Source organism: Bacillus weihaiensis (assembly GCF_001889165.1).
Classification (GTDB): Bacteria; Bacillota; Bacilli; order Bacillales; family Bacillaceae; genus Metabacillus; species Metabacillus weihaiensis.
Genome location: NZ_CP016020.1, coordinates 3,430,414 through 3,443,098, shown reverse-complemented (window position 1 = coordinate 3,443,098; position 12,685 = coordinate 3,430,414). Strand labels below are relative to the sequence as shown.

The 12,685-nt window shown below is 36.0% G+C and carries 10 protein-coding genes; 6 read left to right on the top strand and 4 right to left on the bottom strand.

Annotated elements, in window-relative coordinates:
* The first annotated feature begins 373 nt into the window (after positions 1–373).
* Complete coding sequence (locus A9C19_RS16605; protein WP_072580981.1) at positions 374–2,269, top strand: PrkA family serine protein kinase; 1,896 nt, start codon at positions 374–376, stop codon at positions 2,267–2,269.
* Between the two features lie 167 nt (positions 2,270–2,436).
* On the opposite strand, the gene A9C19_RS16600 is transcribed toward A9C19_RS16605, so the two are convergent.
* The 4 genes from A9C19_RS16600 to A9C19_RS21865 form a co-directional block, all read right to left on the bottom strand.
* Complete coding sequence (locus A9C19_RS16600) at positions 2,437–2,709, bottom strand: DUF6407 family protein (RefSeq protein ID WP_072580980.1); 273 nt, start codon at positions 2,707–2,709, stop codon at positions 2,437–2,439.
* A gap of 30 nt (positions 2,710–2,739) precedes the next feature.
* Positions 2,740–3,699 (bottom strand): calcium/sodium antiporter, encoded by a 960-nt coding sequence (locus A9C19_RS16595; RefSeq protein ID WP_072580979.1) that lies wholly within the window; start codon positions 3,697–3,699, stop codon positions 2,740–2,742.
* A gap of 312 nt (positions 3,700–4,011) precedes the next feature.
* On the bottom strand, positions 4,012–5,187 hold the full coding sequence (gene yhbH / locus A9C19_RS16590; RefSeq protein ID WP_072580978.1) for a sporulation protein YhbH: 1,176 nt from the start codon (positions 5,185–5,187) through the stop codon (positions 4,012–4,014).
* Between the two features lie 276 nt (positions 5,188–5,463).
* Entirely contained in the window at positions 5,464–5,628 is a 165-nt protein-coding gene (locus A9C19_RS21865) for a hypothetical protein (RefSeq protein ID WP_158515106.1), read from the bottom strand.
* A 142-nt stretch (positions 5,629–5,770) separates the two neighbouring features.
* Between A9C19_RS21865 and A9C19_RS16585 the strand changes: the two genes are divergently transcribed.
* The 5 genes from A9C19_RS16585 to A9C19_RS16565 all read left to right on the top strand — a co-directional run bounded on the left by A9C19_RS16585 (position 5,771) and on the right by A9C19_RS16565 (position 12,683).
* A complete protein-coding gene (locus A9C19_RS16585; protein WP_072580977.1) occupies positions 5,771–7,327 on the top strand; it encodes a response regulator transcription factor in 1,557 nt (518 codons plus the stop codon).
* A gap of 10 nt (positions 7,328–7,337) precedes the next feature.
* Entirely contained in the window at positions 7,338–9,116 is a 1,779-nt protein-coding gene (locus tag A9C19_RS16580; RefSeq protein ID WP_072580976.1) for a sensor histidine kinase, read from the top strand.
* Positions 9,117–9,521: 405 nt separating this feature from the next.
* Complete coding sequence (locus A9C19_RS16575; RefSeq protein WP_072580975.1) at positions 9,522–10,820, top strand: ABC transporter substrate-binding protein; 1,299 nt, start codon at positions 9,522–9,524, stop codon at positions 10,818–10,820.
* Positions 10,821–10,951: 131 nt separating this feature from the next.
* Positions 10,952–11,872 (top strand): carbohydrate ABC transporter permease, encoded by a 921-nt coding sequence (locus A9C19_RS16570; RefSeq protein WP_072580974.1) that lies wholly within the window; start codon positions 10,952–10,954, stop codon positions 11,870–11,872.
* Positions 11,865–12,683 carry a carbohydrate ABC transporter permease gene (locus tag A9C19_RS16565; RefSeq protein WP_072580973.1) on the top strand — a complete coding sequence of 273 codons (819 nt, stop codon included), beginning with the start codon at positions 11,865–11,867 and terminating at the stop codon, positions 12,681–12,683. Before A9C19_RS16570 ends, A9C19_RS16565 begins: the two co-directional genes overlap by 8 nt.
* Positions 12,684–12,685: the final 2 nt, after the last annotated feature.

Below are 12,685 nucleotides of genomic sequence, written 5' to 3'. Positions count from 1 at the left end.
TGCTGTAAAGATAGCTGTTAAAAATGCTAAGCTCACTCCGAGAATGATTAAGAATCCCATCAACATGTACCCCCTTACAAAACTTTTCACCAGAACACTTGAATCTATAACTATGTATAGTATCCACTTAGAGACTAGTTTTATTATAACCTAATCTTACATCGTTGTGAATGTGAAAGCGTGCTTTTTTATAGGCTCCCTTTCTTAGAGGTGGCTGTTGCTAGTTGCGAAAATTAGCTTAGTCGAAGTGGAAAGTGTGGAAGATATTTAAGATAACTTTTCATCTGAAAACGAATGTTAAAGGACATCCATGCATACAGTGTATTAATCTGCAAGTGTCACAAAAGAACGACCAAAGATGGAGGAGGTCCTTATGGATATCTTAAAAAAGATTGAAAAGTACAGAGAAGATGAAGAGCGTTTAAAGTGGGAAGGTACCTTCGTAGAGTATTTGGATATTGTTAAGGAGAAGCCGTGGGTCGCGCAATCTGCTCACTCCAGGGTTTACAATATGATTAAAGATGCTGGAATCGAAGAAGTAGATGGAAAAAGAACGTATAAATTCTTTGATCATCAATTATACGGTTTAGAAGATGCTCTAGAACGATTAGTAGAGGAATATTTTCACCCTGCAGCTAAACGATTAGACGTAAGAAAACGGATTTTACTATTAATGGGACCAGTAAGTGGAGGGAAATCAACGCTAGTCACGATTTTGAAGCGTGGTCTTGAGGCATACTCCTTAACAGATCGAGGAGCCGTTTATGCCATTAAAGGCTGCCCGATGCACGAGGACCCTTTACATCTCATACCACATCATTTACGAGAAGATTTCTATGATGAGTATGGCATACGAATTGAAGGGAATCTCTCCCCATTAAATGTCATGCGCCTTGAGCAGGAATATGGTGGACGAATTGAGGATGTACGGGTTGAGCGAGTATTCTTATCAGAAGACAAACGTACAGGTATCGGAACATTTAGTCCATCAGATCCTAAATCACAGGATATTGCCGATTTAACAGGGAGTATTGATTTCTCAACAATTGCGGAATACGGTTCGGAGTCTGATCCTCGTGCGTACCGTTTTGATGGAGAATTAAACAAAGCAAACCGAGGAATGATGGAATTCCAGGAGATGCTAAAATGTGATGAGAAATTCTTGTGGCACTTACTTTCGCTTACGCAAGAAGGGAACTTCAAAGCCGGCCGATTTGCGTTAATATCCGCTGATGAGCTTATCGTCGCACATACTAATGAAACAGAGTACCGTTCCTTTATTTCTAATAAAAAGAATGAAGCCCTCCATTCCCGTATTATCGTGATGCCTGTTCCTTACAATTTAAAGGTTACACAAGAAGAGCGAATCTATGAAAAAATGATTAAAGAAAGTGACGTGTCAGATGTTCATATTGCTCCACATACATTAAAGGTTGCAGCTATGTTTACCATTTTAACTCGTCTTAAGGATCCAAAAAGAGGCGACATTGATTTAGTGAAAAAAATGCGACTCTATGATGGAGAGAGTGTGGAAGGCTTTAATTCAGTAGATGTAGCTGAGCTTCAAAAAGAGTACAATGACGAAGGGATGACAGGGATTGACCCTCGTTATGTCATTAATCGAATCTCTTCTACAATTATTCGAAAAGAAGTTCCTTCCATTAATGCATTAGACGTTCTTCGTGCCTTAAAAGAAGGTCTTGACCAACATGCTTCCATCTCAAACGAAGACCGTGAAAAATATTTAAATTTCATCTCCGTTGCGCGTAAATTATACGATGATATCGCGAAAAAAGAAGTACAAAAAGCCTTTGTCTACTCATATGAGGAGTCTGCAAAAACGCTTATGGACAATTACTTAGATAATGTAGAAGCGTATTGTAATAAAAACAAGCTTCGTGATCCATTAACGGGTGAAGAAATGAATCCAGACGAAAAGCTTATGCGTTCCATTGAGGAGCAAATTGGCATTTCTGAAAATGCGAAGAAAGCGTTCCGTGAAGAAATTCTAATTAGAATCTCAGCATATGCTCGTAAAGGCAAACGCTTTGACTACAACTCACATGAACGCCTACGTGAGGCAATTCAGAAGAAGTTATTCGCTGACTTAAAGGACGTTGTCAAGATTACGACCTCTTCGAAAACACCTGATGAACAACAATTAAAGAAAATCAATGAAGTTGTGGCAAGGCTAATTGATGAACATGGCTATAACTCAACATCAGCAAATGATTTGCTACGTTACGTAGGAAGCTTATTAAACCGATAAGAGGAGGGAGCTGGCGAAGGAGATAGGCGCCAGCTCTGTTTTTCTTGATTACTCCCAAGCTGCTTCGTATGAACGAGACATTAATCAACTAGAAAAATAGAAGACAAAAAGCGCCAGACTATCTCCATAGCTTCTCGGTGATAGTCCAGCGTTTCTTGTCTAATCAATTAATATCTCCTCACGACAGCACCTTCAAACAACTCTTCTACATTCCCCACTTCAAAAGATGAGGAAGCTAGCTCTGAAATTCTGTTTAACATATTCTCCTCAGCCATAGAATAGAGGTATAAAACCTCTTTCCCAGCTTCAAGTGTCACATTACTTTTCAACTTGTATTGGTGGATGGCTTCTTTAAGAATGATTTTTTGATCTTTCATACTTTTTGGGTTAAATGTATCAAGACTTTCAATGGTCATTCGCACGAATTCTTCAAATGTCATCTTTATTCTCCTAACGTAGCTTTAACGTAATTAGTTTCGGATGATGATATATATCATATAAACGATGTATGTAATTACCAATAGGCTACCTTCAATCTTTCCAATTTTAAAATTTGTGCGAGAAAAGATGAGTAAGACGAAGGTTAAGATAATCATAATCGTAATATCTGTAATAATCATATTGCTTACAGTCAACGGATGTATAGCGGCAGTCGTACCAAGAACAAATAGAATATTAAAAATGTTACTACCTACTATGTTACCAAGTGCTATTTCACTTTCTTTCTTAAGCGCAGCAGTAATTGACGTAATCAATTCCGGTAAAGAGGTACCAATGGCGATGATTGTTAAGCCAGCTAATGTTTCACTCATACCAAATGAATAAGCAATTTCAGTGGCGTTACTTACAACTAATTCACCACCAAATAAAATACCAAGTAAGCCGCCAACGGTTAACAGGGTGTTCTTCTTCCAGGAGCTAGGTTTTACATCCTCTGTCTCTTCCTCTTTTGTTTTTTCTCGGCTATTCTTTGCAATTTCAAATATGTAATATAAGAAGATCATAAAGAATAATAGGATAATGAAGCCGTCTCCTCTTGTCAGAAGGTTTTCACCAGCTAGTTGCAAAGCCTGATCACTAACCAATATAAGTAAAGCCAAACTAGCCAATAAGGTAAAGGGAATTTCTTTGCGAATCGTGGTACTTTCTACTTTTAAAGGATGGAGAATAGCAGCCACTCCCACCACCAAGCTTGTATTCAATATATTACTTCCAATAACATTTCCTAAAGCTACTCCGGGATTCTCTTCAATAGCTGCAATGATACTGACGGTTGCTTCAGGCGAGCTTGTTCCGAATGCGACAATAGTTAAACCAATCAATAGCGGAGACACATGAAAAGCTCGGGCGATACTAGATGAACCATCAACAAATAAATCTGCACCTTTAATCAAAAGGACAAAACCTAGGATTAATAAAACATAAACCATGTAAGATCCCTCTTTCTACATAATCATTCCTTTTAGTTTACACTAAGTAAATTCCGAATATCACCTAAAAGGATTTATTTAGCAAAGGGATTGTAAAATGAGGCTGTTTACGAATAAAATGTTGTTTTCCAAAAACATCTTAAGCTCCGGAGTACAAGGTTTTCTCTCTGTAAAGGAAGAGCAGCTCTTTTCACCTTACTTTGGTAATACGAGTGAATGATGATGTTATTCTTTACATCTAAAGAAAGTGGCTAAAATAAAAAGCCTGAAGACAACCTCAATTGTCTTCAGGGTGAGAGAAGAAAATTCTTCTCATGCATACATCTTATTTTCTTCGTCTTTTCTAAAGAAACTTTTCATTGCTTGGAATACGTCTGCTTTTTGCTTGAGGATATAATGACGGAATTTTTCATCAGAGATGTTTTTATATGCGGACATTAGGGTCGAATGCCTGTTGTACTGATTTACTTCACCATATCCAAACATATTAGATACCTTCATCAGTTCGCCAACAAGTTTTACGCATCTAGCATTATCTGAGGTTAGGTTGTCACCATCTGAAAAGTGGAAAGGATAGATGTTAAAACGAGACGGGTTGTATTTTTGGTCAATCACTTCTAATGCTTTTCGATAAGCGGAAGAGCAAATGGTACCACCACTTTCTCCTTTAGAAAAAAAGTCTTCTTCTGACACAATTTTTGCTTCGGTATGATGAGCAATAAATTCAATGTCTACTTTTTCATATTTTGTACGTAGGAAGCGAGTCATCCAGAAAAAGAAGCTTCGTGCCATGTATTTTTCCCATAAGCCCATGGAGCCACTTGTATCCATCATGGCGATGACGACTGCCTTTGACTCAGGCTTTACAACTTCGTTCCATGTTTTGAATTTAAGATCCTCTGGATAAATAGGGTGGAAGGTTGATTTTCCTCCCATTGCATTTCGTTTATAGGCGGAAAGCATGGTTCGCTTTTTATCCACATTTCCCATTAAACCTGTTCGGCGAATGTCATTAAATTCAATATTCTCAATAACTATATCGTCGCGTTCTTTTTGTTTTAAATGAGGTAATTCTAATTCCTTAAATAATGCTGCTTCAAGCTCTAAGATCGAAACCTCGGCTTCATAATAATCTTCGCCTGCTTGGTCTCCTGCTCCTTGACCTTTTCCTGGACCCTTCGCATCTGACTGAGAGCCATCTCTTGCAACTACATCACCAACCTGACTTTCTCCATCACCTTGGCCCACATGCTTATTTTTATCATAATTATAGCGAATCTTATATTCGTCAAGTGAACGAATGGGAATCTTAACAACGTCCTTTCCGTTAGACATGACGATACTTTCTTCTGTTATAAGGTCTGGAAGGTTGTTACGGATCGCTTCTTGGACTTTTTCTTGATGACGTGTTTGGTCGTCTTGGCCTTTGCGATGGAGGGTCCAGTCTTCTTGTGAGATAACAAAATTCTGCTTTTCTTGACCTGACATATTCAAATTCCCCCTCCGAGATGATCAATTTTTTAAAAAGGTACTCACTTTGTAAAAAAATAATTTCAAGAAGTAAAAAAAACTGTCACTTTTCTAAAGCTTTAAGCATACATTAACGTGGATGCATAAATTGTGACCACTGACTGCTTAAAAATCTGTGGATTACTTTATCCTATGCGGCAGTTTCGATTTATTGACAAAAAATTTGAGAAATGATTCTGAATATAGTAAAAATAAGACAAGTATCTAGAGTGGGGAACTGTCATTTTTATCGTCTTACATCTCGTCTTTTTTCATATATTGGACAGGGTCAGGCTGTTTTCCAGTCTTTTTTATTTGCTTGTTCGTTTTCATCTGTTCCATTATTTTTGATTGCTTCTTTAAATCCTCCATGTTGCGAATCATTGTATTTGTGGATGGATTGTTTTGCTTATGATTCATATTTCCTGACATCTCCTTTATTAGTATGTTTTAATCCTTAATACCCTTTGAATAGTGTGTCAAACTTACTTATCCTATTGACAAATGTGTATAATAGTAAAAAGAATTGAAATTAACCTACAAACTCCTGGGGGGGATTGTTTTGAGAACGGGTGAAGGGTGTAGAGTTGTCATTGTCGATGACGAACAATTAATACGACAGGGAATAAAACACTATGTTCAATGGGAACAAGAGGGTTTTCAAATAGTTGGTGAGGCTTCAAATGGCCAAGAGGCTCTTGAAGTGATTGAACGAACAAATCCTCATATCGTACTTACAGATATTGTGATGCCGATTATGGATGGAGAGGAATTGACTAGGATTGTTAAAAGTAAATTTCCTCATATTGAAATTATTATTTTAAGTAGCTTTGGTGAATTTGAATATGTGAGGTCAACGTTTCAAAGTGGGGCAGTAGACTATATATTAAAGCCGAAGCTTGATTCGGAGATCTTACTTGCGGTGTTAAAAAAAGCTGTAGAACGAATACCTTCCTTACAGCAAGGTGCTGATGATGTGGAAATCCAGGTTAGTGCGGAAACAATGATTGATAAGTATCTGTCTGGATATGAATCAGATTATGATGAACACTTCATACAGCAAGCTTTTCCATTGCCTCATTTTTGCTTAGTAGCTATTGATTTAAGGCTCAGTGATGGGGGTAAGAATCAGGAAGAAATCAGTGAAATCGTAAAGGAAGCACTAATAACGACGATTGAAGGTCCCATTATTCAAGCTTTCAGGGTCGATTCTAATGTAAGCGCATTTCTTGTAAATTTTTCAGGAAAACGGACAAATGACAGGCTGGAAGGTGTAGCCACTCAATTAGAGAAATATGCACACGTTCATGATCTATCCATTTTACTGACTAATTCATTTGAGAGCTTCACTCAAATTGTCGTGAAATATAATGAAGTCATAAAAAAAATGCTGCAATATCGATTTTATTATCCTTCGGTAACACTAACAGAAGAACATCATTTGGAGCAAGAAGTACCAAAAATCGACTCGTTTAATTTGGACAAGTTTACAAACGATTTTAAACATGAGCGATTTGATGCTGCATTTACTTATTTGGAAAGTCATATTACATTATTATCGAGTCATTACACAACGGATATTCTAGAGTATAAATCTTTTTTTGGGAACATCATTTTTACCATGTCAATCTTACTTAATAACTTAGAGTACAATGTGAAGAGTCTTGAAAATGAGAAGTTTCACTTCTTTAATGCAATTGATGAAGCAAAAACAGCATCAAAGGTTGTAGAAGAATTACAGGCGTTTATTGAAAAGGCCAAAGAAATTATTGCTGCGAACCGAAGTTTATCAGGGCAATCTAATTTCCAGTTGATATTGGATTTTATAGAAGAGCATTATTCAGAACCACTTAGCCTGACAGGTGTTGCAAATCACTTCCATTTTAATCCTTCTTATCTTTCTAGCTATTTTGCAGCACATAATAAAGAAGGGTTTAATGAATACCTGAATAGAATACGTATTGAAGAAGCCGTGAAGCTATTAGTTCAGACGACTACACCAATCTCAGAGATTAGTGGACTTGTTGGATATTCAGATCATAGTTATTTTTGTAAAGTATTTAAAAAGCTAAAAGATCAATCACCTAGTCAATATAGACGGAATCAAAAAGCGAAGTGATGTGAACGCTATGAAGTTTATCCGAAATCATCTAAAGCATAATGGCTTGTTTGCGATTATGTTTTCAATTACGGTCATTAGTATCATAACCGTATCTATAATTATTACTTGGACAACCTTTCGCATGTCAGAGGACTTTTTTATTGAAAAATTTAGTATTACAAATGCGAAGGTTGTTGAACAAATGAAAGACAGCTTTGAATCATATAACTATTCGATTGTACTCGCTTCAAATAATATTTTACAAAGCGGTAAAATTAAAAGAATTATGACGGAGGAACAATCGAATACACAGCAAATGAAATCTATTTTTGAGATTGGCGAGCAAATGAAGCGGACAAAATCATTTGTCGATTCATATGAAACTGAAATTGTCGTGACAGGTAGCAATGAAATGAATTATGCAACAAATCGCACATATTGGCCGATTACGGATGAAGAGTTAAAGAATCATATGATGACGAGAATGTCTTTGACAAACCCTAGAAAAATAATGTATCACTATGATGAGCGTTATGAGAATTCAAGTGGTGCGGAGGGAACGAAATTTATTGTAGCAACAAAGCCTCTAATGGAAAGAATTTCAGGTGATTTTTATGGAATGATGTATTTTCCAATCCATGAAAGTGAATTTCGTGATTTTTTTACCAGTTATACAAGCGAAGGAAATGATGTGTATATACTGGATAAGAAAGGAACGATTGTATCGAGTAATCAACAGGATTTAATTGGAGAGGAAGCGAAAGAACTACTAGCCTATGTTCAGAATGCTGATCAATCTCTCAATTCCTATACAATTGAAGAATTTATGGGAGAGGAACAAATTATTTTCAAGGAATATCTTCCTTCCCTTGATATGTATTTAGTTAATTTAATTGATCGCGATACAGCAATAGGGAATTTAATTAATAAAAAGCAAATTGTGTTGATTTGTATTTTTATAGTAGCGATAGCTTTAGTGATTGTTTTTCTTATCTCAAGAAAAATGACAAACTCGTTATCAAAACTAGTAAAACAAATTTCCAGTGCCTCTAAATACAATTTTGACCAATATGTATCTGTGAGTGGAACCTATGAGACAAGGCAAATTGGACGAGCCTTTAATTCCATGCTTGATGAACTGCATGATTACTTAGAAAAGCTTGTGCTCTTCCAAAAGCAAAAGAGGAATGCAGAATTAGCTGCACTGCAACAGCAAATTAATCCGCACTTTTTATACAATACGTTAACATCTATTAAATTTATGATTCAGCAAGGTGGAAAAGGAGAAGCGGAGGAAACCATTAACTCTCTCATTTCGCTTTTACAAAACACAATTGGTAATGTGAGTGAGACAATTACTGTTTCACAGGAAGTGAACAACTTAAAGAACTATGTCCTTATTAATCAAAAGAGATATGGGGACCGAATTAAAGTCAATTATCTTCTTTCTCCGGATTGCATGGATAAAGAAATACCAAAGCTAATTTTACAGCCCTTTATTGAAAACTCCTTTTTTCATGGCTTTAATCATAAAACATCAGGATTTATTAACGTTATGGTTTGGGAGGAGAAGGGTACACTCATTTGTGAAGTGATGGATAACGGAGATGGAATGGAGATTTCGACTAATAAGCTGCCGACAACGAAAAAGAAGAAACAGCATTTTACCGGAATTGGTGTAAAGAATGTACACGAAAGAATCCAAATTCTATATGGTCCACAATACGGTGTGTCCATTACAAGTGAAGTAGGAGAAGGAACAAGAGTGAAGATCACTCTTCCTATTGTGAAGAAGGACGAGGAGTGAAAAAGGGGAAAGACATCTATCAATGGAGGTTACACAAACTAAACGCCTTTATAAATCAAATAAAATATGCATATGTTGTTTCAAGTACCCGAATAAGTAAAATAGTTCGGGTTTTTCTTTATTTGCATACTTATGTCCCGCATCCATTTTCATGCTTGCCTCCTAGCTATACAATCTAATACCTGAAAAATAGTATATACCTCACAATTTTCATTAAATCCAAAGAAAAGACAAAAATCTAAAGATAGTACAATGTAAATAATATGTAAGCGAATTCATTTAATAAAAATATCACCAATTTATAAAAATAAAGTCCTAAAGGAATTTCAAATTTGGGTGATATCATAGTAAATGTAAGAGAGATAACGCTTACAAAGAAGATAAAAAAATATGGGGGTATTTTTTATGAAAAAGCTACTCGTTCTGATGATGGCTCTTATGATGTTCTTAGCAGCATGTTCTTCTGGAACTAATGAAGAGACAACAGACGCAAAATCAGGGGATTCATCAGGTAAAGAAGAAATTACAATTTGGGCATGGGATCCAAACTTTAATATTAAAGCAATGGAAATTGCGAAAGAATATTACCAAAAGGAAAATCCAGACCTTGAAGTAAAAGTTGTAGAAAACGCTCAAGCTGATATTATTCAAAAATTAAATACAAGCTTAAGCTCTGGTACGACAAAAGGTTTACCAAACATCGTGTTAATTGAAGATTACCGCGCGCAAAGTTTCTTGCAAGCGTATCCAGATTCATTCCATGAGATCACAGGCTCATTTAAAGCTGAAGATTTCGCATCTTATAAAATTGCACCAACAAGCTTAGATGGAAAAAATTACGGATTACCATTTGATAGTGGTGTTACAGGATTATATGTAAGAACTGATTATTTAGAGCAAGCTGGATATACAGTTGAAGATTTAACAGGTATTGACTGGAACGAATATATTGAAATCGGTAAGAAAGTAAAAGAAGCTACTGGTAAAGATATGATTACATTAGATCCTAATGATCAAGGGATTATTCGTATGATGATGCAATCAGCTGGTGCTTGGTATTTAGAGGAAGATGGAGTAACTCCTGTTCTTGCTGATAATGAAGCACTAAAAGTATCATTTGAAATGTATAAAGCGATGCTTGACGCAGATATTGTTAAGCCTAACTCTGACTGGAGTCAATTCGTAGCAGCATTCAACAGTGGAGAAGTTGCTAGTGTACCAACAGGAAACTGGATTACTCCTTCTGTAAAAGCAGAAGCATCACAATCTGGTAAGTGGGCAATTGTACCACAACCTAAGCTTCCAGGAATTGAAGAATCAGTAAATGCTTCTAACTTAGGTGGTAGCTCATGGTATGTGTTAAATGTAGATGGTAAAGAAGCAGCAACAGACTTCTTAGCAAAAACGTTTGGTTCAAATGTTGATTTCTACCAGGATCTAATTACAGAAATTGGTGCAATTGGTACGTACGCTCCTGCAGCTAATGGAGATGCATATAATGCAGCTGATGAGTTCTTCCAAGGACAAAAAATCATCTCTGATTTCTCTACTTGGTCATCAGAAATTCCACAAGTGAATTACGGACTACACACGTATGCAATTGATGACATCTTAATCGTTGAAATGCAGAACTACTTAAGCGGTAAAGACATTGATAAAGTTCTTGAAGATGCACAACAACAAGCAGAAGCACAGCTTCAATAATAACCAACTCTCTTCTCGTACGATATGAGAAGATAAGCCTTGAAATTTCTTGTTGCTTCGGTATATTACATGAAGAACAATGAAGTTTCGAGGCTTCTATCTTATTTGATAAGTTAAGGAGCTGACTAATCATGGTATCAGCAAAAACAAAAAATTCATCTGTGCCTTATTCCAAGAAAAATCCTTTCAATAAAACAACAATCATCGGGTGGTCGTTTATTACCCTTGCTTCGGTTTTAATCTGCTTATTTTACTTTTACCCAATGGCACAAGCATTAATCATGTCTTTCCAATCAGGTACAGGTACAAATTTAACGTTCACAGGATTGGATAACTATGCAAGGCTTTTTAAAGATCCGACCTTTATAACAGCTGTAAAAAATACAGTGATTTATTTAATTATTCAAGTGCCAGTAATGATCTTACTTGCCTTATTCTTATCTGTATTACTAAATGATAAGCGTTTGAAATTCAAGGGATTTTTCAGAACAGCTATCTTTTTACCATGTGTAACATCACTAGTAGCCTACTCGGTTATCTTTAAGTATTTATTTAGTGTAGATGGAATCGTTAACATGATGCTGATGAAGCTTTCCTTCATAGCTGAACCAATTCAATGGTTAACAGATCCTTTCTGGGCTAAGATGACGATTGTTATTGCCATTACATGGCGCTGGACTGGCTATAATATGATTTTCTATCTTTCTTCTCTTCAAAATATTGATCACTCTATTTATGAAGCAGCAAAGATTGACGGTGCAACACCAATTCAGCAGTTCTTTAAAATTACCATTCCAATGCTAAAGCCTATTATTCTATTTACATCTATTACATCAACAATCGGTACACTTCAGCTATTTGATGAGGTTATGAATATTACAAAAGGTGGTCCTGGTAACTCAACAATGACCATTTCTCAATATATCTATAATCTATCCTTTAAGTACACGCCAGATTTTGGCTATGCAGCAACGGTGTCATATGCAATTGTTATTATGATTGTAATCTTCTCCATTATTCAATTTAAAGTGGCAGGTGATCGAAATGATTAAACGAGTAGCTAGTTATGGAGTTTTAATTATTGCAACCATCATATCTGTTTTTCCATTTTTATGGATGGTTGTTTCAGCAACAAACAAATCAATTGATGTAACACAAGGAAGACTTTTACCTGGTACCCATTTCATTGAGAACTTTCAAAATTTAATGAGTTCAGTGGATATTGTACCTGCTTTACTGAACTCAGCAAAAATCTCGATTTCTACTACTATTCTATCCTTACTTATTGCTTCTTTAGCGGGTTATGGATTTGAAATCTTTCGAAGTAAATCAAAGGATATCGTCTTTAATATTTTATTAATTTCAATGATGATTCCATTTGCAGCGTTAATGGTTCCTTTATTTAGAATGTTCGGTACTGTATCACAGTTCGTTCCGTTTTTAGGAATTGATACATTGTCAGCTGCTGTCTTACCAACAGTAACGACTGCTTTCTTAATCTTCTTCTTTCGTCAAAGCACGAAAATGTTTCCGAAGGATATTTTGGAGGCTGGGCGTATTGATGGACTAAGTGAAATTGGTGTTTTCTTTAGAATTTATGTTCCAACGATGAAAACAACATATGCAGCGGCAGCTATTATCACATTCATGGCGAGCTGGAATAACTATTTATGGCCGCTTGTTGTTTTACAATCACCAGAAAATCAAACAATTCCATTGTTAATTTCAAATCTAGGTTCTAGCTATTCACCAGATTTTGGCGTGATTATGACAGCAATTGTTATTGCAACACTACCAGCAGCCCTTATTTTCTTCATCATGCAAAAGCACTTTGTAGCAGGTATGATGGGATCGGTTAAATAAAG